Raw genomic sequence first — 23,010 nt, forward strand, 5'->3', positions numbered from 1 at the left:
TTGTTTTTGTTGCGCGAAAGATTCGCTGCTGGAGCATGGTCATGGTTCATCCTTTTTCATCGTTGAAGCAAAGCCGCATGGCGCGTATGAGTGCACTGGCCGTGTGTGCCGGTTTCGCTGCCCAGACGCAGGCCGGCGGTTTTTTTGAAGACAGCAGCGGCTCGCTGGAGTCGCGCACGGTGTACTTCAACCGCGACTTTCGCGATGGCAGCAGTTCAAGCCCTCAAGGCGCTTCCAAGCGCGATGAGACGGCGCAAGGCTTTATCCTCAACCTGCAATCGGGCTACACCGAAGGCACCGTCGGCTTTGGCCTCGATGCGCTGGGCATGCTGGGGATCAAGTTGGACTCCAGCCCGGCCAACAGTAACAGCGGCCTGCTGCCTTCGACCGGCAGCGATCCGCGTCGTTCCAAAGATCAATACGCCAAAGGTGGCCTGACCGCCAAAATGCGTGTTTCCAAGACCGTGCTCAAGTACGGCACCTTGCTGCCTGACCTGCCGTTGCTCAAGTACAACGACGGCCGTTTGCTGCCCAATATCTTCAACGGCGCGATGCTGGAATCCCAGGAAATCAAAGACCTGAAGTTCATGGCTTCGCGGCTGGACCGCTACACCGCACGGGACTCTACCGACTCCCAGGATCTGCGACTGAACTGCAAAAACAAGCGTTATGCCTGCAACATCACGGCTGACCATTTCACGATGTACGGCCTCGATTACAAGGTTAACGAGCAACTGACGGCGCAGTACCACTACGCTGAGCTGCAAGACATTTACCGTCAGCAGTTCATTGGCCTGTTGGCCAAGCAGCCGATGGGGCCGGGTGTACTGGCCGCCGATGTGCGCTTGCTAAAAAGCGATGACAGCGGCTCGTCCAGAGCCGGGACCATCGATAACCGCGCCTTTGGCACTTTGCTGTCTTACTCCTTGGGCGGTCATAAGTTCGCTGCCGGTTGGCAGACCCTGAACGGCAAGACCTCAATGCCGTACCTGGATGGGACCAATCCGTACCTGGTCAACTATGTTCAGGTCAACGATTTCGCCAACGCGCAAGAGCGTTCGTGGCAACTGCGTTACGACTATGACTTCAAGGCCATGGGCATCGACGGTTTGTCCTTCATGACCCGTTACGTGAACGGCGACAACATCAAAGTGGTTGGCCGCAACGAAGAAGGCAAAGAGTGGGAACGCGACAGCGAGCTCAAATATGTGGTGCAGAGCGGCCTCTTCAAAGACGTCAGCGTGCGCTTCAGAAATGCGACCTACCGCACCAACTATTCGAAATTCGCCCGCGACGTCGACGAAACACGACTGATCGTCGGCTATAACCTGTCGATCTGGTAACCATCCCTCCCTGTAGGAGCGAGCTTGCCTCGCGAGCTTTTAAAGATCAAAAGATCGCGAGGCAAGCTCGCTCCTACAAGAGATGTATTAATCCAATTGGTGCCTGTACGGCAAATCCGGCCCGGTTTTGCTGCAGGTCAGTGCCGCCGCACGGCACGCAAAATCGAGCAGGGCGGCGATGTCCGCTTTGCTCAACTGCTGCAAACCTTCGATTGAATCCCGTTGCTGCTCGGTCAGCCAGGCAATGACCGCTGCCTGAAAAGTGTCACCGGCACCCACGGTATCGGCCACGGTCACTGACTGCGCTGGCAGCGAATACTGCCCGTGTTCGCGACTGAACACGCTTGCGCCCTGGGCACCCCGGGTCAAAAACACTAACTGACAACGCTGACTCAACCAGGATTGCGCGATCTGCTGCGGATCTTGTCCCGGATACAGCAACTCAAGGTCTTCATCGCTGACCTTAATCAGGTCGGCATAGGGGATCAGTTGCTTGATCCGCTGGCGCCACACCTCGATATCAGGCTCAGGGTTGAGCCGCACGTTCGGGTCAAGGCTGATCAGGCGCTTGCCGCTTTCGCGTTGCACCAAGGCCAGTAACGTATCGGCAATCGGTTGCACCACCAGCGAGAACGAACCGACGTGTACTCCACGTATCTGCGGCCCCAACGTTGGCAGGTGCTGCACGTGCAGTTGCCGGTCGGCACAGCCTTCTCCGCGAAAGCTGTAGTTGGGCACGCCATTGGCATCCAGCGCGACCATGGCCAGGGTGGTGGGTGCATCGATCTCCCACCAATACTGATCCGTCACGCCTTCGTTGAGCAGGACCTGTTTCAGGCGTTTGCCAAGATAGTCCGTGGAAAGCCCGGCAAACAACCCGGCTTCTACGCTCAGTCGACGCAAGCCCACGGCCACGTTGAAGGGCGAACCACCGGCAATCGCATTAAAGCCGACTTTATTCGGCAAGCCGGCCGTGTCCGCCTGGGCAAAAAAATCAAATAACGCTTCACCGCATACCAGGTACATAAGTCTCACTCGGTTAAGGCGCTTACCTGCTCTCGGTAGCGCTGATAAGCCTGTTCATAGGCGAGGACATGGGTCGGGTCGGGGTGTGTCTGGCTGTTTGACTCTAGCCGCACGCAACGTTGGCAGAGGTCTTCAAGGGTCTCGGCACCTGCGCTGACACACCATGCCGCCTGAATGGCCGCCCCCAGTGCCGCCGCTTCGCTTTGCTCGGTACAGACCACCGGGGTGCTCATGATGTCGGCCACCATCTGGCGCCACAGTGCGCTTTTGGAGCCGCCGCCAACCAGGCGGATGGCCTGGCTTTGCAGGCCGTTACGGCGCAATAAATCCAGACCGTAACGCAAACCAAAGGTGGTGCCTTCGATGACGGCGCGGCACAGATTGGCCTGGGTCATATTGGTCAGGGTCAAGCCCTGAACACTGCCGGTGGCATGGGGCAGGGCGGGCACCCGTTCACCGTTCAAAAACGGCAGCATGCTGACCCCGTCGGCGCCAATCGGGGCTTGGCTGGCCAGCGTATTAAAGGCCTCGACGGACAACCCGAACAAGTCACGAACAGCGCTGGTGGCGTTGGTCAGGTTGAGGGTGCAAATCAGCGGCAGCCAGCCGCCGCTGGAGGAACAAAAGCTCGCCACCGAGGCATCCGGGCTGATCTGCGCTTGCGCATTAAATGCGTACACGGTGCCCGACGAGCCGAGGCTCATGGTGATGATCCCGGGGCTGATATTACCCGTACCGATGGCGCCCAGCATGTTGTCGCCGCCACCGCTGGACACTACGGCATTCGGGTTAAGGCCCAGCAAGTGGGCGACGTGCGGGCGCAGTGTGCCGACCGCTTGATGGGGTTCCAGCAACTGCGGCAGCGCCTGTTCCAGACCCCCGCTGGGGTCGATGTGGCGCAAGATGCCGAGGTCCCACTGGCGGGTTCGCACATTGAAATAACCGGTGCCGGAAGCGTCGCCATATTCACTGCAATAGCGCCCCGTCAGCCAGAAATTCAGGTAATCGTGGGGCAGCAAAATATGTGCGGTCTGTTCAAGTACCTGCGGATGGTGACGGCGTGTCCAGAGCAGTTTGGACACGGTATAACCCGGTGCAATCACCAGCCCCAAGCGTTCCAGCGAACCGGTATCACCGCCCAGCCAGTCCAGCAATTGTTGGTTTTCGGCGCTGGACTCGGTGTCACACCAGAGTTTGGCCGGGCGCAGGACATTACCGTCTGCGTCGAGCAATACCAGCCCGTGCTGTTGGCCGCTAACGCCGATGCCTTGAATCTGCAGGCCGCTGACCCCGGCGTTGTTCAGGGCCTGGCGGGTGGCGATCTGCAAGGCCTCAAGCCATTGCCCGGTGTCTTGCTCGCGACGCCCGTTTTCGCCCTGGATTAATGTATGCGCGCCAGTCCCCAGCCCCAGCACCTGGCCGGACTGGCTGTCGAGGACCAGGGCTTTTGTGCCCTGGGTGCCGCAATCGATGCCCAGGTATAAATGCTTCATAGAAACCTAACCTTGCAGTACGTGTGGTCGCGGATGAGGGCGGGGAATAGGCGCTTTTACAGCCGCGCCACAATCTCCAGCGTCCCGCTTACGCCCACTTCACGCAAACTGTTGAGGCACCACTCAAACGCCGCCACAAACTCGGCCGACTGCGCGATTGCCGTGCCAAAAATCTCCTCAACCCCCAGCAGGCGCTGCACGATCAGTTCGTCGTCAGCCACCAGCGCCTGGCAGAACTCAGCACGCGGGTCCGGAATGGCATAGGTTTGCCCGTTTTCATCAACCCCCTTGAGGTACAACGCCCACGCCGCGACCACCAAGGCGGCACGCTTCAATTCAGCGCCGTCGGCAATCAGGCGATTGATCGTCGGCACGGTGAATTTAGGGAATTTCGACGAGCCGTCAGAACACACGCGCTCCAACTGGTCGGCAATCGCCTGATTGGAGAAGCGCTGCACCAACGTGTTTTTGTAGGCCGTAAGGTCAATGCCCGGCACAGGAGCCAGTTGCGGGGTAACGTCTTTGTCCATATAGGCACGCATGTACGCCACAAACAGCGGGTCGTTCATGGTGTCGTGGACGAAGCGATAGCCCTTCAAAAAGCCCAGGTACGTCAGCGCCAGATGGCTGCCGTTGAGCAGTTTGATCTTCATTTCTTCATAGGGCGTGACGTCATCGGTGAGCTGTACGCCCACCGTTTCCCAGGCGGGGCGGCCGTTGCTGAACTTGTCCTCCAGTACCCATTGAATAAACGGTTCGCACACCACCGGCCAGGCATCGTCGATGCCCAATTGGTCATGCAGTTGCAAACGGTGGGCGTTGCTGGTCATGGGCGTGATGCGATCGACCATTGCATTGGGGAAGCTGACGTTGGCGGCGATCCAGTCGTGCAAGTCCGGGTTGCTCAATGCGGCGAAGGCCAGCAGGGCTTTGCGGGCCACATTGCCGTTATGCGGCAGGTTATCGCACGACATCACGGTAAAGGCCGGGGTGTGGTTGGCGCGGCGTTGGGCGAGGGCGGCACACAACACGCCAAACACCGTGCGCGGTGCGTGCGGCTGGGCCAGGTCCTGCTGAATCTGCGGCAACTGAGCCATAAACTCGCCGGTGCTGTCGTCGATGCAGTAGCCACCTTCGGTGATGGTCAGCGAGACGATGCGGATGCGCGGGCTGGCCAGTTTGTCGATCACCGCCTGGATGCTGTCTTCGGCCAGCAGCATGTTGCTGATCGAGCCGATGATGCGGCTTTGCGTGTCGTCGCTGTCGCCCAGTTCGAACAAGGTATAGAGGTAGTCCTGGCCTGCCAGGTCGTCACGCACTTTGCGGTCTTCGGGGCGCAGGCCGATGCCGCAGATGCTCCAGTCCAGATCGCGCCCTTGATCCATTAGCGCATCGGTATAAAACGCCTGATGCGCGCGGTGAAAGCCGCCGACCCCGAAGTGCGCGATGCCGTGCTGCGTGTAGCTGTCGAGGTAGGTTGGCTTGGCCACTTTTGGGGTCAGGTTGTCGAGGTTACGACGGTTCAATTTCATGGGTGCGATCTCAAAAAAAGCGCGTCAGAGTCAGGCAGCAGCACGCAAGGAGCGGCTTATGGCCAGCCCTTGGGCATCAAATAAATGGCAATGTTCACTGTCCAGATGCAGGTGCAATTGCTCGCCGTACTGGCTCGCCATGTCACCGCGAATACGCATGGTCAGGGGTTCGCCACAGGCAGTGATCACATGGCAATAGGTGTCGCTGCCCAGGCGCTCACCGACGTCAGCGGTGACCGTCAGGGTGCAGTCCCCGGGCTTGGCCAGGTTCAGGTGCTCGGGGCGAATGCCCAGTGTCACCTCACTGCCCAGGCTCAGCGAAGGGCCGATTAAAGGCAGTTGAATGCGCGTGCCCGCATCCAGCGCGACTTCGCAGCCTTGGCTATCGAGGCGGCTGATTTTGCCTTTCAAAAAGCCCATTTTCGGCGTGCCGAGAAAGCCTGCGACAAACAGGTTGACCGGGTGGTGATACAGCTCCAGCGGCGAGCCGACCTGTTCGATTTTACCGGCGTTGAGCACCACTACCTTGTCGGCCAGGGTCATGGCTTCAACCTGATCGTGGGTCACGTAAATCATCGTGGCTTGCAGTTCCTGATGCAGGCGCGCCAGTTCCAGGCGCATTTGCACCCGCAGTGCTGCATCCAGGTTGGACAGCGGCTCGTCAAACAGGAAAATCTTCGGGTTGCGCACAATCGCCCGGCCAATGGCCACGCGCTGGCGTTGCCCGCCGGACAACTGCTTGGGCTTGCGCTCAAGCAAGGGCGCAAGTTCAAGGATGCGCGCCGCTTCGTTGACCTTTTTCTCGACGTCGGCCTTGGGCACTCCCGCCAGATCCAGCGCAAACGACATGTTCTTGCGCACGGTCATGTGCGGGTACAGCGCGTAGGTCTGGAACACCATCGCCAGGTCACGCTTGGCCGGGCTGACTTCGGTGATGTCACGCCCGTCCAGGGAGATAGTCCCGCCGGTGACTTCTTCAAGCCCGGCAATCAGGCGCAGCAGGGTCGATTTACCGCAGCCCGACGGGCCGACAAACACCACGAATTCACGGTCATTCACTTCAAGGTCAATGCCCTTGATGATCGACAGCCCTTCGAAACCTTTTTGCAAATTCTTGATTTTCAGGTTGGCCATGTTGAGCCTCCAGTCGTTATTTTTATTTAACAGCGCCGAAAGACAAGCCGCGCACCAGTTGCTTCTGGCAGATCCAGCCGAAAATCAGGATCGGCGCGCAGGCCAAGGTCGAGACGGCCGACAATTTGGCCCAGAACAACCCTTCAGGGCTTGAATAAGAGGCGATCAGGGCGGTCAGCGGTGCAGCGCTGGAGGACGTCAGGTTCAGCGACCAGAAGGCTTCGTTCCAGCACAGAATCAGCGACAGCAACAAGGTCGACGCCAGGCCACCCTTGCTGATGGGCAGCAGCACGCGAATCACCTCTTGCCACAGAGTGGCGCCGTCCAGCCGGGCGGCTTCGAGGATGTCTTTGGGGATGTCCTTGAAGTAGGTGTAAATCATCCAGACCACAATCGGCAGGTTGATCAAGGTGTAGATGATGATCAGCGCGACGCGGGTGTCGAGCAGGCCAAAAGTCTTGGCCAGCAGGTAAATCGGCATCAGCACGCCCACCGGCGGCAACATCTTGGTGGAGAGCATCCACAGCAGCGTGCCTTTGGTCCGCTTGGTTTCGTAGAACGCCATGGAGTAGGCGGCCGGGATCGCGATCAACATGCAGAGCAGGGTCGCGGTGAACGAGATCACCACCGAGTTCCAGGCAAAGTGAAAGTAGCCACTGCGCTGCTCAATGTGCAGGTAGTTTTCCAGCGTCGGGGTGAAGATAAACTGCGGCGGTGAGGCAAACGCGTCGAGTTCGGTCTTGAAGCTGGTCAGCACCATCCAGAAGATCGGGAAGAAAATCAGGATCGCGATGGCCCAGGCCAGGGTGCCGAGCAGCACGCTTTGCAGACGGCGGGATTGTTGGAGTGTCATCACGTGATCCTCACGACTTGTCTGTCAGGTTTTTGCCCAACATGCGCACCAGAATAATGGCGGCGATGTTGGCAATAACCACGGCGATCAACCCACCGGCCGACGCCATGCCGACGTCGAACTGCACCAGTGCCTGGTTGTAGATCAGGTAGGCGAGGTTGGTCGAGGCGTAGCCGGGGCCGCCGTTGGTGGTGGTGAAGATTTCGGCGAACACCGACAGCAGGAAGATGGTTTCAATCATCACCACCACGGCAATCGGGCGGGCCAGATGCGGCAGGGTCAGGTGCCAGAAAATCGCAATCGGCCCCGCGCCATCGAGGCGGGCGGCTTCTTTTTGCTCTTGGTCCAGCGACTGCATGGCGGTCATCAGGATCAGGATGGCGAACGGCAACCACTGCCACGAAACAATGATGATGATCGACAGCAGCGGGTAATGCGCCAGCCAGTCAATCGGCTGGGCGCCGAAGAACTTCCAGACGGCCGCGAGAATCCCTGACACCGGGTGAAAAATCAGGTTCTTCCAGATCAGCGCGCCCACCGTGGGCATGATGAAAAAGGGTGAAATGAGCAATATCCGGACAATGCCGCGGCCCATGAACTCAGTGGCTTCCAGCAGGGCACTGATCAACACGCCGAAGACCACGCTGATCAACAACACGCTGCCGACCAGCAGCAAGGTGTTGGTGGCGCCCGGCAAAAAGCCCGAGTCGGTCAGGAAGTAGGTGAAGTTTTCCAGCCCGACAAACTGGTTTTCGCCGGGGTAGAGCAAGTTGTAGCGAATCAGCGAAAAGTACAGGGTCATGCCCAGCGGCACGATCATCCACAGCAGCAACAGCGCCACGGAGGGTGAGACCAGAAACCAGCCGGGGTTGAGTAGCCGTGATTTACGCACCTGCGGCGGGGCGTCAATCGCTGTCGTAACAGTCGAAGTTGTCATGGTAAGTACCTGAAAAATAACGCAAAGCGTTTGTGGGAGCGGGCTTGCTCGCGATCGCATCACCTCAGTGAATCAGGTGTGCCGAGTTGCCTGTATCGCGAGCAAGCCCGCTCCCACAAGGTTTTGGCGTTGGGTCGACTACTTGGGATAGCCCGCACGTTTCATTTCGCGCTCAGTGGATTGCTGGGCGGCCGCCAGGGCTTGGTCCACCGTGGTCTGGCTAATCAGCGCTGCCGAGAACAATTTGCCGACCTGGGTGCCGATGGCCTGGAACTCAGGAATCGTCACCAACTGAATGCCCACATAGGGCACAGGTTTGAGGGTCGGGTCTTTGGGGTTGGCGGCTTTGAGCGACTCCAGCGTGACCTTGGCAAATGGCGCGGCCTGCAGGTAGGCGTCGGTGTAGGTCGAGTTGCGCGTGCCCGGCGGCACATTGGCGATGCCGTCTTTTTCAGCCACTAAAGCGCCGTACTCCTTGGAAGTTGCCCAGGTGCTGAAAGTTTTTGCGGCGTCTTTGGCTTTGGAGCTGGTGGGAATGGCCAGTGCCCAGGAGTAAAGCCAGGCGCTACCTTTGTCGGTGACTTGATGCGGGGCAAAGGTGAAGCCGACATGGTCAGCAACTTTGCTCTGGGTTTTGTCAGTGACAAATGACCCGGCGACGCTGGCGTCAACCCAGATCGCGCATTTACCGCTGTTGAACAGTGCCAGGTTTTCGTTAAAACCATTACTGGTCGCACCCGGAGGGCCGGACTCCTTCATTGTGTTGACGTAGAAGTTCAGGGCGTTCTTCCATTCAGGGCCGGTAAATTCTGGCTGCCACTTCTCATCGAACCAGCGCGCGCCGTAGGCGTTGGCCACGGTGCCGATCAGGGCCATGTTCTCGCCCCAGCCAGCTTTGCCGCGCAGACAAATGCCGTATTGCTCCTTATCGGGTTTGTTCAGTTGTTTGGCAAAGCCTGCGATCTGTTCCCAGGTCGGGTGCTCAGGCATGGTCAGACCTGCCTCTTTGAACAGATCGGTACGGTAATAGGTCATGGAGCTTTCGGCGTAAAACGGCAGGGCGTAGAGCGTGCCGTTGACTGACAAACCGTCACGTACTGACGGGAACACGTCTTCGATGGCATACGTGGCGGGCAGGTCGGTCATGGGTTCAAGCCAGCCTTTGGCGCCCCACAGTGCGGCTTCGTACATGCCAATGGTCAGTACGTCGAACTGGCCGCCCTGGGTCGCAATATCGGTGGTCAGGCGCTGACGCAGGACGTTCTCTTCGAGGACGACCCAGTTGAGCTTGATATCGGGGTGTTCGCTCTCGAAGGTTTTCGCGAGCTTTTGCATACGGATCATGTCGCTGTTGTTGACCGTGGCGATGGTCAGGGTTTGCGCGCCCAAGGCGATGCCGCTGAGGGTCATGCAAGTCGCCACACATAACGCTTTGACAGGAATATTCATTGAGCACTCCTCTTCATCGGCCAGGCGGCTTTTGAAGGACGGTTATTGTTTTTATAGCTGCCGGTCCAGAGACCTGCACGTAGGCTGATTACAGCCCTCAATCACCGTCGTGACAAAGCTTTGGAAACACTTGAACCGATACTATTTTGCACTGCGCTGGCGTTCACCCGGCAGCGGCTGGTTTTGCTCGGTCAAACGCTGGACCGCAAGGCGCCGATAGTGTGATGGAGTCATGCCTTTGAGCTGCTGAAAACGCCGGTTGAAGTTGGAAATATTGTTGAATCCGGACTCAAAACAGACGTCGGTGACGGCTTTTTCGCCATCGGCCAGCAACTCGCAGGATTTGCTGATGCGCAAACGGTTCACAAACTCGATAAAACAACGCCCGGTGGCCTGTTTGAACACCCGCGAGAAATAGGTCGGTTTCATGCCCATGTACGCGGCTACTTCTTCCAGGGTCAGCTCGCGGGCGTAGTGAGTAAAAATATAATCCACGGCGCGGTTGGTACGGTCGATGGTCTGCTCGTCAGCCAAGTGCCCGGCCTTCACACCTGACAACAACTGATAATCGTCGCAGTCGGCCAGCAACTGCAGCAGGATCAAAAAATGCCCCAGACGGGTGGTGCCGGTGGCGTCAGCAATGGCCTGCATCAGGTCGACCGCCCGGCGAATGGTTTTAGCGCAACGAAACTCGATGCCGTACTGCGCCCGCTCAAGCATCGGGGTCAGGGCTTTTAGCTCGGTGAACACAGTGCTCGCGTTTTCGAGCATTTCATCGGTGAAGTTGACCAGCATGTCGCGCAGGGGCACCACTTCATCCTCGCCCACCTGGCTGATCCAGTTGTGGGGCAGATTGGGCCCGGTCAGAAACAGTGTTTCAGGGTAAAAATTGCCGATATAGTCGCCGACAAACACTTTGCCGCTGCTGGCCACAATCAGGTGCAGCTCGTATTCCTTGTGGAAGTGCCAGCGGACCAAGGGGCAGGGGAAGCCATGCTGGCGATAAATGATCGACAAGCCGTTATGGTCGTCCATCAGTTCGTAGGAAGGGTCGGTAGCTCTGACGAGTCGCGTCATGATTTCGCGCTTATTCGGATTGTTATGGGGCGATCATGCCGCCTTATCTAAATTCCTACCAGCTACGGTTATTACTCCGTCGCAATCGAGGCGACGTTCTGTACGCATAGGGCCTGGTTCAATGAAAACACTGTTACTGATCGGCATCGGCGCGGGTGACCCGGAGCACATCACCGTCCAGGCGATTAACGCCCTTAACCGCGCATCGGTGTTTTTTGTGCTGGACAAGGGCCAGACCACTGAAGATCTGGTGCGCCTGCGTCTGGAAATCTGCGAACGCTATATCCGCGAACCCGCGTACCGCGTGGTACAGGTCAGTGATCCGCAGCGTGATAGCTCAACGCCTTCCTACACCCAGGGCGTGGAAGACTGGCATGAGCAGCGCGCCGAAGTGTTCCAGCGCCTGATTGAAGATGAACTGGCCGAGGGCGAGTCGGGGGCGTTTCTGTTATGGGGCGAGCCGGGGTTGTATGACAGTACGCTGCGTATTCTTGAGCGGGTGCGGGCGAATGGCTGCACCGGCTTCGACTACGAAGTGATCCCCGGCATCAGCAGTGTGCAGGCATTGGCGGCGCGCCATCGCGTGCCCTTGAACGGTATTGGCCAGCCGATACGTATCACCACCGGGCGACGACTGACCGCCGCAGACCTGGACAACGTGGTGGTGATGCTCGATGCCCACTGCGCGTTTCAGGCGTTTACCCAGGAAAACCTCGATATCTATTGGGGCGCTTACCTGGGCACCGCCGATGAAATCCTGATTGCCGGCAAGCTCGCTGACGTTTGCGAGCAGATCAAACACACCCGTGAAGCGGCGAGGCAGCGCAAAGGCTGGATCATGGACACTTACTTGCTGCGCCGGTGCCTTGCACCCGAATTATGAGGTGAGTGGCCTGGCGCTGTTTTTCGCCTCGATCCACTGCGACATGTATTGCGTACTTTTATGCTGATGATGACGCAGCATGGCGCCGGTGAAGTTGTTGCGCCGATGCAGCTCAAGCCCGGCGCGGCACGCGTTGATTCGTTGCACCAGCGCCGGGCCATGGTCGCTTTGCAGGTAGCGCGCCTGGAGCAGTGCCTGGCCGTTTTGCTGGGCGTTCTGCCAGGCCTGCGGGTTTTGATACAGCTCAAGCGCGGCGGCAGCAATGGCACTGGCGCTCTGTTCAATGGCCCCGGCCCACGGCATGTCACCGTGCATGCCTTCGGCGCCGATCGGGGTCGTCACGTTGGGCGTACCGCACAGCATGGCGTCGGCAATTTTGCCTTTGATCCCGGCGCCAAAGCGCAGCGGCGCGAGGCAGATGCGGGCGCTGCTCATTACGGCCAGCGCGTCTTCGGCCCAGTTCAACACGTGAAAACCTTGCTTGGGGTTATGCAAGGCCGTGGCTTTGGGCGGTGTGTAGGCACCGTAGATATGCAACTGGGCATCGGGCAACTGCTGGCGGATCAGCGGCCAGACCTGAGTTTTCATCCATAGCACCGCGTCCCAGTTGGGCGCATGGCGAAAGTTGCCAATGCTCAAGAAGTGCTGGCGTTGCTCAAACGGCACGAACTCGGTCGGCACCTTGTCAACCATCAGCGGGCACCAGTGCAACAAGGCGGCGGGCACGTGGAATTGCTCGACCAGCAGATCAATCTCGTATTCAGAAATCATCAGGTTCAGGTCGCTGCGATAGATGGCGGCAATTTCTCGCTGCGCCAAATCGGCATCGGCCATGTGTTCGAAGGTCTGCACGGGCGAGGGCGCAAACAGGCGACTGAAGTCATCCTGCTCGGGATGATCCTTTAAGTGAGCCTTGAGTTGCAGATGGCGAGCATCACGCAGGCTTTGCAGGTCTGAGGTCTCCAGCACCCGCAGGGCATTCGGACAGTGTTTTTCGACACGCCAGCCGAACTGTTCCTCCATCATGAAGCGGTCAAACAGCACGATATCCGGGGCCAGTTCACTGATAAAGGCATCAAAGCTGCTGTTATTCAGCTCGATAGCAACCTCAGCAATGCCCAGGGCCGCCAGATCAGCCTTGTGTTCGCCAATCCCGGCGGGGCTGCTGAAGGTGATGTGCCAGCCTTCCTGCAAGAAGCTCTCGATGATTTGCATCATATGCCCGCCCGCCGCCGAGGAGCGTGGCTCGGGCCACACGTAGCCAATGATCAGAACGTGGGTAGGGCGGGGCAACGACATGAGCAGATCCTTGGAACCGGGGGCGGCTGAAAAAAGGCGGCAATTGTCGCGCAGTCAGGTACGTATGACCAACTCGATTGTGGGCGTGGATAGTCGCTCAACATTGACCTGTTACAAAGCACTGCGTAGCCTTGCACCTTCGAGGTTCTTCGCCACGCGAAGCTAAGACGGGAACGCGGTATGCCGCGGCTGCCCCCGCAACTGTAAACGGTCAATAACCCTGCCAGGCCACTGCTGATTCAGCGGGAAGGCGCAGGGCAGAGGTCAGCCGCTGGCGGACTTCCAGCCGTGAGCCAGGAGACCTGCCTCGTACCAGATTCTTACTTCAACCGGGCGGGGTGATCCGGTGGCGAAGAGTAACCGCACACACCGGGCGGTTCTCGTCCCGTATGCCCGCCGCTTTGCCAAAGGGCATCCGATGAAAACACTGGCCAAAACCCCCGTCACTATCGTTACCGGCTTTCTCGGCTCGGGCAAAACCACCTTGCTGCGCCATATGCTGGACAACGCTCAAGGTCGTCGCATTGCCGTGATCGTCAACGAGTTCGGCGAGCTGGGCATCGACGGTGAAATCCTCAAGCAATGCTCCATCGGCTGCACCGAAGAAGAAGCCAACGGCCGCGTGTACGAGCTGGCCAACGGCTGCCTGTGCTGCACCGTGCAGGAAGAGTTCTTCCCGGTCATGCGCGAACTGGTTGCCCGTCGCGGCGACATCGACCACATCCTCATCGAAACCTCGGGCCTGGCCTTGCCAAAACCGTTGGTTCAAGCCTTCCAGTGGCCAGAAATCCGCAGCGCCTGCACCGTTGACGCGGTCATCACCGTGGTTGACAGCCCGGCCGTTGCCCGTGGCACCTTCGCCGCCTTCCCGGACCAGGTCGACGCACAGCGCAAACTCGACCCCAACCTGGACCACGAATCGCCATTGCACGAACTGTTTGCTGATCAACTGGCCAGTGCAGACTTGGTGATCCTCAACAAAACCGACCTGATTAACCCCGAAGACCTGGCCAAAGTTCGTGCAGAAGTCGCTGAAGAACTGCCACCGGCGGTAAAAATCATCGAAGCCAGCAGCGGTCGCCTGCCGCTAGACGTGCTGCTGGGCCTGGGCGCCGGTTCTGAAGACCATATCGACAGCCGCCACAGCCATCACGACCATCACCACGATGGCGATGATGACCACGACGATCACGACCACGACGCCTTTGACTCGATCTCCATCGAGCTGCCACAAGCAGAAGAGCGCCTGCTGCTTGACGCACTCACGGATCTGGTCGTCAAGCACGGCATTCTGCGGGTTAAGGGCTTTGCTGCCATTCCTGGCAAACCGATGCGTTTGCTGATCCAGGGCGTGGGCACGCGTTTTGACAAGCACTTCGACCGCGCCTGGCGCAGCGACGAAGCACGCACCACCAAACTGGTGCTGATCGGTCAGGACCTGGACGCAGCCTTGCTTGAGTCCACACTGCGTACAGCGTTGGGCGCTTAAACCATGCATTTGCTCAGGACCCAGCCCGGTGGCTTTGTATCGGACGACAACATTGCCGACCTAGGCCAGACCCCCGCCGAGCTGGTGATCCTGTGCAGCGGTGATTCAAGCCTTGCACTGCTCGCGGACGCCGCGCAGCAGTTGCCTGAAGATTATCCAAGCCTGCGTCTGGCTAACCCGATGCAGGTGCAAAACCACGGCTCGGTCGATCTGTATGTCGATCAGGTGCTGCAACACGCCAAAGTGATTCTGCTGTCATTGCACGGCGGCATTGGTTACTGGCGCTATGGCATCGAGCGGTTGATGCAGTTGGCCGAACGCGGCGTGACGTTGATTCTGGTGCCGGGCGATGACCGGCCCGATCCGGAGCTCAGCGCGTTGAGCACCGTACCCCCCGAACACGCCGAGCGCCTGTGGCACTTTTTACGCCAGGGCGGGCGGACAAACGCGTTGCAACTCTATCGTTGCCTGGCCAGTCTGTGGCTGGAGCGCGATTATCCGTGGGGCGAGCCACAAACCTTGCCGCGTACGGCCATCTACCACCCGCAGCACGGCAGCGCCGAACTTGCTCACTGGCAAGCCGATTGGCAAGCCGGGCAGCCGGTAGCGGCATTGCTGTTCTATCGCTCGCACTTGCAGGCGGCCAATACCGCATTTGTCGATGTGTTTTGCCAGCGCTTACAGGCGGCCGGGCTAAACCCTTTGCCGATGGCGGTGGCCAGCCTTAAAGAGCCGGGCTGTCTGGCGGTGGTACAAGATCTGCTCGATGAGGTTGATGCCGGGGTCATTTTGAATACCACCGGTTTTGCTCAATCCAGCCCGGAAGCGCCGCATCTGCGGCCGTTCCGGCGCAATATTCCGGTGATCCAGGCGATTTGCGCTCAAGACAATGAACCCGGCTGGCGCGACAGTGAACAAGGCCTGGGCCCGCGTGATTTGGCGATGCACATTGCCTTGCCCGAGCTGGATGGGCGAATCATCAGCCGCCCTATCAGCTTCAAAGACCTGGCCTGGCGCAGTGAGCGCAGCCAGTCAGACGTGGTGTGCTACCGCGCACAACCCGAGCGTATGGACTTTGTTGCCGAGCTGGCACGGCGCTGGGTTGAACTGGCCCGTGTTCCCAACGCGCAAAAACGCATTGCCCTGATTCTGGCCAATTACCCGACTCGTGATGGGCGCATTGGTAATGGCGTGGGACTTGATACCCCGGCGGCGGCGTTGAATATATTGCGCGCGTTACAGGCTCAGGGTTATCCGCTGCAAGACGACTTGCCAGCATCGGGCACCGCGTTGATTCAAGCGCTATTGGGCGGGGTCAGCAACGATCTGGACAGCCTTGACCTGCGGCCCTGCCATCAAAGTCTGGGCCTGGATGAATACTGGGCAATGTTCAATCAGTTGCCCGAAGCCAATCGCCAGGCCGTGAACGAGCGCTGGGGCACGCCGCACAACGATCCGATGTTCCGCAGTGGCCGCATGATGATTGCCGGGCTGCGTTTTGGTTTGACCTTTGTCGGCATTCAGCCTGCCCGGGGTTATCAGGTGGACGCCAGCGCGGTGTATCACGATCCGGATCTGGTGCCGCCGCACGGGTATCTGGCGTTTTACTTCTGGTTGCGCCACACCTATGGCGCCCATGCCGTGGTGCACGTGGGCAAACACGGCAATCTGGAATGGTTGCCGGGCAAAGGCGTCGGCCTGTCTGAACACTGCTGGCCGGATGCGATACTCGGCCCACTGCCCAATGTTTACCCGTTTATCGTCAACGACCCGGGCGAGGGCGCACAGGCCAAGCGGCGCACCCAGGCGGTGATCATCGACCACCTGATGCCCCCGCTGACCCGCGCCGAAACCTACGGCCCGCTGCGTGATCTGGAACTGCTGGCCGATGAATATTACGAGGCGCAGTTGCTTGACCCGCGCCGCGCCCGCGAATTGCAGGGCGATATTCTCAAGCTGGTACGCGACACCCACATTGATCGCGAGCTGCAACTGGACGACAACCTCGACAGCGATGCCGATGCGGCTATTTGGTTGCCGCGTCTGGACACCTATTTGTGCGACCTCAAAGAGTCGCAAATCCGCGACGGGCTGCATGTTTTCGGCGAATCCCCGGCCGGGCGACTGCGTATCGACACCTTGCTGGCGTTGCTGCGCATCCCCCGTGGTGATGGCCGGGGCGCCCAATCAAGTCTGTTGCGGGCATTGGCTAAAGCCTTTGAACTGAGTTTCGACCCGCTGGACTGCGCGCTGGCCGAACCCTGGACCCAGCGTCAGCCGCCGCAGCTGCAAGCCGTCAGCGAGGCGCTGTGGCGCACTGCCGGAGACACCCGTGAGCGTCTTGAGTTGTACGCTGCACAGTTAATCGAGCAAGCATTAGACGGCGGCTTGCAGTTGCCGGACAGCGACCAATGGGCTGAAGTGCGCTCGATTTTTGATGCTTTGCAGGACGTCGTCGCGCCGCGTCTGGACGCGTGCGGCCCGGCGGAGATGCAAGGTTTGCTAGATGCCCTGAACGGGCGTTTCGTACCTGCCGGGCCCAGTGGCGCCCCGAGTCGCGGGCGTCTGGATGTACTGCCCACCGGGCGTAACTTCTTTTCGGTCGATGTACGCAACCTGCCCACGACCACTGCGTGGCGGATTGGTTTTCAGTCCGCCAACCTGATTCTTGAACGCCACCTGCAAGACCATGGCGATCACTTGCGCCAACTGGGGTTGTCGGTATGGGGCACGGCGACCATGCGTACCGGCGGCGATGACATCGCCCAGGCCATGGCGCTGATGGGCGTGCGCCCGGTCTGGGCCACGGGCAGCCAGCGCGTCGATGACTTCGAGATTTTGCCGGTCAGCTTGCTCGACCGGCCTCGGGTAGACGTGACCCTGCGGGTCTCGGGGTTCTTCAGGGACGCTTTTGCCAACCTGATCCGCCTGTTTGACGCGGCGGTTCAGGCGGTGGCTGCGCTGGATGAACCGGATGACCTTAACCCGCTGGCCGCCAAAGTGCGCAGCGAACGCGAACAACTTGAACGGGACGGCCTGGCCCCGGAACTTGCAGCGCGGCAGGCGGGCTGGCGTATTTTCGGCGCCAAGCCGGGTGCCTATGGTGCAGGTGTGCAAAACGCGATTGACGGGCGCCTGTGGCAAAGCCGCGAAGATCTGGCAGAGATTTACCTCAATTGGGGCGGCTACGCCTACGGTGGCGCCGATGAAGGCACCGCTGCCCGCGGGCAGTTCGCCCAGCGCTTGAGCCAGGTGCAGGCGGTGGTCCAGAACCAGGACAACCGTGAGCATGACTTGCTCGATTCCAACGACTATTACCAGTTCCAGGGCGGTATGCTGGCGGCCGTCGAGAGCCTGAGCGGTACAACTGCGGCCAGTTACCATGGCGATCACAGCCAGCCGGACTTGCCGAAAGTACGCACGCTCAAGGAAGAGTTGAATCGGGTGATCCGTTCCCGTGCCGCTAATCCAAAGTGGATCGAAGGGGTAAAGCGTCACGGCTACAAAGGTGCGTTCGAGATGGCAGCGACGCTCGACAACCTGTTTGCGTTTGATGCGACCACCCAATTGATCGACGATCATCAGTACGCGTTGCTCGCAGATGCCTATTTGCTCGACCCGAACACCCGTGATTTCGTCCAGCAACACAACCCGCATGCCTTGCGCGACATGACCGAACGCCTGCTGGAAGCCCAGCAGCGCGGGCTCTGGAGCGAACCGGGCGACTACCGCGAGGCGCTGGAAAATCTGTTGCTGGACATTGAAGAAGACTGACTTTTGAAAGGGCTCAACCCATGACGGACACCCCGCATTTCCCGCTGTCGGCGGTGGTTGGCGCGGATTCATTGAAACTGGCGCTGTGCCTGACGGCGATTGACCCGAAAATCGGCGGTGTGTTGATCGAAGGCCCGCGGGGCATGGCCAAATCAACCTTGGCCCGTGGCCTGGCTGATGTGCTGGCCAGCGGGCCATTTGTCACCTTACCGCTGGGTGCCACAGAAGAACGGCTGGTGGGCACCCTGGATCTGGACGCTGCGCTGGGCCAGGGCAAGGCGCAGTTTTCCCCTGGCGTGCTGGCCAAGGCTGATGGCGGCGTGCTGTATGTCGATGAAGTCAACCTGCTGGCCGATCATCTGGTAGACGTGCTGCTGGACGTCGCGGCCAGCGGCATCAATGTGGTTGAGCGTGATGGTATTTCCCATCGTCACCCGGCGCGCTTTGTGCTGATCGGCACCATGAACCCCGAAGAAGGTGAACTGCGCCCGCAATTGCTCGACCGTTTTGGCCTGAACGTGGCCATGAACGGCCAGCCGCAGCCGGCAGAACGCAGTGAAATCATCCGTCGCCGGCTGGCCTTTGATAGCGACCCGCAAGGTTTTTGCGCGCACTGGGAGCAGGCACAAGACACGTTGCGCCAGCGCTGCCAGCAGGCCCGCAACAGTTTGCAGGGCATTGCGCTGGACGATGACTCGCTGGCCATCATTACTGAACGTTGCTTCGCGGCCGGCGTGGATGGCATGCGCGCCGACCTGGTCTGGCTGCGTGCCGCGAGGGCTCACGCCGCATGGCGGGGGGCGAATGCAATCAGCCTCGAAGACATTGATGCCGTGGCCGAGTTCGCCTTGCGTCATCGTCGCCGCGAACAGCCGCCTCAAGCGCCAACCCCCGAACAGCCTCAACCCCAGGATCAGTCGGCGGGAAGCTCCAGCCGTTCAGGCCAGGGCCAATGGGGTGAGTTGCCTGCGCAACCGCAAGCCATGGGCGCTCGACGTGAAGTGCCGAGCTGGCCAAAAAAGCCTTAGGCATTCGCCCTCGTACAACGGCGGGGGTGGATGCCAAACCTCAGTCGGGCACCCTTGAGCAGGGGCGGCAGGGCGCCAGTCGCCGTGCTGACAGCGGCGCCATTGATTGGCTGCAAACACTGCAGCGAGGTCGTCCGCAGAGTCGCGACGACCTGGCTTTTAAAAGCCGCCAAAATGCTGCGCAGGAACTGTGGCTGGTGGTGATTGATGCATCGGCCTCAACCCGTCGGCATCAGGCACTGGGCGATGCCAAAGGTTTGTTGGCGCAACTGTTTGAAGATGCCTACCGCCAACGTGCCCGAGTTGCCGTGATGACGGCCAGTGGTAACGCGCCGCACTGGCACGTCAGCGGTGCCAAGGCTTCAAAAGCACTGGATAACTGGTTGCAGAGTCTGGGAGCGGGTGGTGGCACGCCGTTGCTGGAAGCGTTGCAAGAGGTTTCGCGCTGGTTAGACGTGCGTCGCAAGCAGTTGCCCCAAGAGCAGCAGCGTTTTTTGCTGATCACCGACGGACGTTTAAAAGAAGGGCAGGCGTTGCCGAAACTGGATTGTCCGGGCCTGTTGATTGATATCGAGCGAGGTCCGATTCGTCTGGGGCGTGCTGAGCAAATGGCAGCGCAGTTGCAAATCGATTACCGGCATATTGACGCGTAACTGACTGCCTCGCGATCGTTTAAATAATCAAAAGATCGCGAGGCAAGCTCGCTCCTACACCTCGGGCGGCTGTTAAGCCGGCATTACCCAAGGTTGTAGCGCGTAGCCTTCATCGCTCAGTTCGTTACGGGCCTGGGCTAGCAGGTTTTTCAGCTGGGTGGCGTCAGACAACGCGCTCAACGAGATTTGTTTGCGCCCGATACGGGTGTTGGTGCGGTCAATCACTGTGAGGCTCAATTCGCCTTGGCCATCAGGCGCTGCCCAGGCAACGCACTGGAAAGGTTCAAAGGCGTGGCCGGCAATCAAAAGTGCTTCGTTGAAACGGAGCGGGGCGTTCATAGGGTCTTCTCTCATGTGTGCCCATCAAATGATTAACCGTCGGCTGGGCGTACCGTTCGGTTGGTTACTTGTACTGATGTCCTGAGACCTGCTTCGGGTCACACACACGTGTCACTTTTTTTAATTTTTTTTACCTCATTGATTTAGATCAACTCTGAACGGCTGTCTGTATCCGCTTAAAGGGTTGTTGCAATGGCGCGATATCACTTTGGATTGGCAAAGTTTAATTGGCTATTACCGTTATAAAGAAACGGTACAAGTCACCGCCAATCCAGTTGCTAACGTTACGCTCACCCATATCAACACTTTGTTTCTACAACTCTTTTTACTCAATGGCGCGAGGGATTAGCCATGCTTGAAATGTCATCACCTCGGCGTCTGTTAGTAGTAGATCCTTTCGAAGATTGTCACCAGTTATTACCTGGGCTTCAAAGTATCGGCTGGTCGGTAGACAGTTGCAGCCTGGAGTCCGTGATCGACCGATCGTGTGACGTCGGCTTGTTTCGTTTGCTGCCTGAGCACCTGGAGCGGCCCGACCCGCTCAAAAAAATGATCAACCGCAGTGGCACTCAATGGATCGCTGTCGTCAGCCCCGAGGTGTTGAAACTCAAAAATGTCGGGGACTTTGTCTGTGAGTGGTTCTTTGATTTCCACACTTTGCCTTTTGATGTGCCACGGGTTGAGGTGACGCTCGGTCGCGCATTCGGCATGGCCCGGTTGCGTGATCATGTGGTCAACCTTGTCGAGGCCGAGGGGCATGAACTGCTGGGTGATAGCCGCAGCTTGCGCGAATTGCGCAAACTGCTCGGCAAATTCGCTCCCACCGAATCGCCGATCCTGATCCGTGGCGAAAGCGGTACTGGCAAAGAGCTGGTTGCGCGAACGTTGCATCATCAGTCCCTGCGTCACGACAAGCCGTTTGTGGCGATCAATTGCGGGGCAATCCCCGAGAATCTGATTCAATCCGAGCTGTTTGGTCACGAAAAGGGCGCATTTACCGGCGCCCACCAACGCAAGATCGGGCGTATCGAGGCGGCCAACGGTGGCACGCTGTTCCTCGATGAAATCGGTGACCTGCCGCTGGAGTTGCAAGCCAGCCTCTTGCGGTTTCTGCAGGAAAAACACATTGAACGGGTCGGTGGCGGTGAACCGATCGCCGTGGATGTCCGAGTTTTGGCGGCCACCCATATCGATCTTGAAGCCGCGATTCAGTCAGGCCGTTTTCGCGAAGACCTGTACTACCGCCTCAACGTGTTACAGGTTTCTACCGTCCCGTTACGTGAATTACATGGTGATTTGAGCCTGTTGGCCAACCACTTTGCGCGCTTTTACAGCCAGGAGACTGGCCGGCGCCCACGCTCGTTCAGTGAGGGCGCCCTGATCGCGATGGGCAACCATGCCTGGCCGGGCAATGTTCGCGAACTGGCCAACAGGGTTCGTCGTGGCCTGGTACTGGCTGAAGGCCGACAAATCGAAGCGGCTGACCTGGGCCTGGAGTCTCACACCACGACTCAGCAAGCCATGGAGACCCTTGAAGACTACAAACACCGCGCTGAACGGCAGGCATTGTGCGATGTGTTGCATCGTCACTCTAATAACCTGAGCGTTGCGGCCAAAGTGCTCGGTGTGTCCCGGCCTACTTTTTATCGGTTGTTGCGCAAGCATCACATTCGGTAGGGCGCGGCGGTTGTGCGGCGGCCATCAATGCGGCGAGGGCATAAACCAAAGGCTTGAGAGCATCGGCAGATTTCATTGCAGACTCCGAACTTTATTCAACAGACCAACGTGCTGTGTGTACGTATTGATTTAAACGTTAAGCAGTACGGAGCAATACCTGTGCCGTTAGTAAGCAATGCTTTTAAAACAGCAAGTTACAACATCCCTTTCAGAGGCAACCTAGCGCAGTGTTTCAGATATGAGTCGGATTAAGGATTAACGCCCGGATTCGCAGGGCGTAGATGTCTCAGTCTCGTTACAGTTTTGTTTAAAAGCTTTAAACCCAAGTTTTATAAGGCGTTAAGGCCCTGCGAGTGTTTCAGCGGGTTTACGCAAGTAAACCCTGGACGGCAGCGAAGGCCTGTTGCTGCCGAGTTTTCCAATCACCGGTCAGAATTTGCAGTGGTTGTTGGTGCTGCTCGAGCCATTGCCGGCTGGCGTTGAAAAAAGCTTGGCGTTCGGCCAGCAGCGGTTGGCAGCGCTGACCGTCTTGCGTCCATTCGACGTCGTCGGGTGACAGCAGCAAATGCAGGTCGTAGTGACGGCTGAGCAACTGCGGCTCCAGCCAGTGCGGGCAGTCGCCAAACAACGTTTGGCTCCAGAGTATGTTGCTCAACAAGTGAGTATCCAGAATCAACAATTCAGGTTGCCTGGCTCGGGCCTGATCCTCCCAGCCAAGTTGCCCGCGGGCGATGGTCGGAATGTCGGCCAGGCAGGTATCACGCGGGTTCTGCTCAATGAAGTAGCGCACATATTCGCCCACCAACACGCCACCAAAATGAGCCTGCAACTGCGCCGCGAGCCAACTTTTGCCGCTGGATTCCGGGCCAGCCAAGACCACGACCTTCATATGCGCAGCACCATCACCAGCCCGGACATTGGCAACCCTTGGTTCAGAGAGAAAGCCGGGGATTGTACCCGCAGTCCTTGCATCTTTGGGAATCCCTGCACATCACAGTTCTGCGCACAGTCAGACGCAGCCAGC

General features: G+C 58.9%; 18 protein-coding genes and 1 riboswitch. Of the genes, 7 read left to right on the forward strand and 11 right to left on the reverse strand.

What is annotated here, in order from left to right:
• Nucleotides 1–41 precede the first annotated feature (41 nt).
• A complete protein-coding gene (locus ACJJU9_RS11985) occupies nt 42–1,343 on the forward strand; it encodes an OprD family porin (RefSeq protein ID WP_407730849.1) in 1,302 nt (433 codons plus the stop codon).
• 87 nt (nt 1,344–1,430) lie between these two features.
• Here ACJJU9_RS11985 and ACJJU9_RS11990 read toward each other — a convergent pair whose 3' ends face one another.
• The 8 genes from ACJJU9_RS11990 to ACJJU9_RS12025 all read right to left on the reverse strand — a co-directional run bounded on the left by ACJJU9_RS11990 (nt 1,431) and on the right by ACJJU9_RS12025 (nt 10,844).
• Entirely contained in the window at nt 1,431–2,369 is a 939-nt protein-coding gene (locus tag ACJJU9_RS11990) for a carbohydrate kinase family protein (RefSeq protein WP_407730850.1), read from the reverse strand.
• A gap of 5 nt (nt 2,370–2,374) precedes the next feature.
• A complete protein-coding gene (gene xylB / locus ACJJU9_RS11995) occupies nt 2,375–3,862 on the reverse strand; it encodes a xylulokinase (RefSeq protein WP_407730851.1) in 1,488 nt (495 codons plus the stop codon).
• A 56-nt stretch (nt 3,863–3,918) separates the two neighbouring features.
• Nucleotides 3,919–5,394 carry a mannitol dehydrogenase family protein gene (locus ACJJU9_RS12000; RefSeq protein ID WP_407730852.1) on the reverse strand — a complete coding sequence of 492 codons (1,476 nt, stop codon included), beginning with the start codon at nt 5,392–5,394 and terminating at the stop codon, nt 3,919–3,921.
• A gap of 30 nt (nt 5,395–5,424) precedes the next feature.
• Nucleotides 5,425–6,528, reverse strand: coding sequence for an ABC transporter ATP-binding protein (locus tag ACJJU9_RS12005; RefSeq protein WP_048371717.1), 1,104 nt, complete (start codon nt 6,526–6,528; stop codon nt 5,425–5,427).
• 22 nt (nt 6,529–6,550) lie between these two features.
• Complete coding sequence (locus ACJJU9_RS12010) at nt 6,551–7,384, reverse strand: carbohydrate ABC transporter permease (RefSeq protein ID WP_048371715.1); 834 nt, start codon at nt 7,382–7,384, stop codon at nt 6,551–6,553.
• Nucleotides 7,385–7,391: 7 nt separating this feature from the next.
• The gene (locus ACJJU9_RS12015) at nt 7,392–8,318 is read right to left on the reverse strand and encodes a carbohydrate ABC transporter permease (RefSeq protein ID WP_048371714.1); all 927 of its coding nucleotides are present in this window, start codon (nt 8,316–8,318) and stop codon (nt 7,392–7,394) included.
• A gap of 138 nt (nt 8,319–8,456) precedes the next feature.
• Entirely contained in the window at nt 8,457–9,767 is a 1,311-nt protein-coding gene (locus ACJJU9_RS12020; protein WP_407730853.1) for an ABC transporter substrate-binding protein, read from the reverse strand.
• 141 nt (nt 9,768–9,908) lie between these two features.
• Nucleotides 9,909–10,844 (reverse strand): AraC family transcriptional regulator, encoded by a 936-nt coding sequence (locus tag ACJJU9_RS12025; protein ID WP_407730854.1) that lies wholly within the window; start codon nt 10,842–10,844, stop codon nt 9,909–9,911.
• Between the two features lie 121 nt (nt 10,845–10,965).
• On the opposite strand from ACJJU9_RS12025, the gene cobF reads away from it, so the two are divergent.
• Nucleotides 10,966–11,727 carry a precorrin-6A synthase (deacetylating) gene (gene cobF, locus ACJJU9_RS12030; protein WP_407730855.1) on the forward strand — a complete coding sequence of 254 codons (762 nt, stop codon included), beginning with the start codon at nt 10,966–10,968 and terminating at the stop codon, nt 11,725–11,727.
• Here cobF and ACJJU9_RS12035 read toward each other — a convergent pair.
• Complete coding sequence (locus ACJJU9_RS12035; RefSeq protein WP_407730856.1) at nt 11,722–13,026, reverse strand: glycosyltransferase; 1,305 nt, start codon at nt 13,024–13,026, stop codon at nt 11,722–11,724. The two genes, cobF and ACJJU9_RS12035, sit on opposite strands and share 6 nt — an antisense overlap.
• A 125-nt stretch (nt 13,027–13,151) precedes the next feature.
• Nucleotides 13,152–13,351: riboswitch (cobalamin riboswitch) on the forward strand.
• A gap of 93 nt (nt 13,352–13,444) precedes the next feature.
• Here ACJJU9_RS12035 and cobW point away from each other — a divergent pair.
• The 4 genes from cobW to ACJJU9_RS12055 are packed head-to-tail and all read left to right on the forward strand — an operon-like array spanning nt 13,445 to nt 19,970.
• Nucleotides 13,445–14,515: a cobalamin biosynthesis protein CobW gene (gene cobW / locus ACJJU9_RS12040; RefSeq protein WP_407730857.1), complete on the forward strand. Its 1,071-nt coding sequence runs from the start codon at nt 13,445–13,447 to the stop codon at nt 14,513–14,515.
• A gap of 3 nt (nt 14,516–14,518) precedes the next feature.
• Nucleotides 14,519–18,289: a cobaltochelatase subunit CobN gene (cobN, locus tag ACJJU9_RS12045; RefSeq protein ID WP_407730858.1), complete on the forward strand. Its 3,771-nt coding sequence runs from the start codon at nt 14,519–14,521 to the stop codon at nt 18,287–18,289.
• 20 nt (nt 18,290–18,309) lie between these two features.
• Entirely contained in the window at nt 18,310–19,317 is a 1,008-nt protein-coding gene (locus tag ACJJU9_RS12050; RefSeq protein ID WP_153331615.1) for an ATP-binding protein, read from the forward strand.
• 26 nt (nt 19,318–19,343) lie between these two features.
• Nucleotides 19,344–19,970: a vWA domain-containing protein gene (locus tag ACJJU9_RS12055; protein ID WP_407730859.1), complete on the forward strand. Its 627-nt coding sequence runs from the start codon at nt 19,344–19,346 to the stop codon at nt 19,968–19,970.
• Between the two features lie 72 nt (nt 19,971–20,042).
• Here the strand turns inward: ACJJU9_RS12055 and ACJJU9_RS12060 are convergent, their stop codons facing one another.
• Nucleotides 20,043–20,309, reverse strand: a complete 267-nt coding sequence (locus tag ACJJU9_RS12060) for a hypothetical protein (RefSeq protein ID WP_048371701.1) — start codon at nt 20,307–20,309, stop codon at nt 20,043–20,045.
• Nucleotides 20,310–20,660: 351 nt separating this feature from the next.
• Between ACJJU9_RS12060 and ACJJU9_RS12065 the strand changes: the two genes are divergently transcribed.
• Nucleotides 20,661–21,986 (forward strand): sigma 54-interacting transcriptional regulator, encoded by a 1,326-nt coding sequence (locus ACJJU9_RS12065; protein ID WP_407730860.1) that lies wholly within the window; start codon nt 20,661–20,663, stop codon nt 21,984–21,986.
• A 367-nt stretch (nt 21,987–22,353) separates the two neighbouring features.
• On the opposite strand, the gene ACJJU9_RS12070 is transcribed toward ACJJU9_RS12065, so the two are convergent.
• A complete protein-coding gene (locus ACJJU9_RS12070; RefSeq protein ID WP_407730861.1) occupies nt 22,354–22,875 on the reverse strand; it encodes an AAA family ATPase in 522 nt (173 codons plus the stop codon).
• Between the last annotated feature and the right edge of the window lie 135 nt (nt 22,876–23,010).

Origin of the sequence: Pseudomonas helleri (assembly GCF_045830615.1) — a bacterium.
Taxonomy (GTDB): domain Bacteria; phylum Pseudomonadota; class Gammaproteobacteria; order Pseudomonadales; family Pseudomonadaceae; genus Aquipseudomonas; species Aquipseudomonas helleri.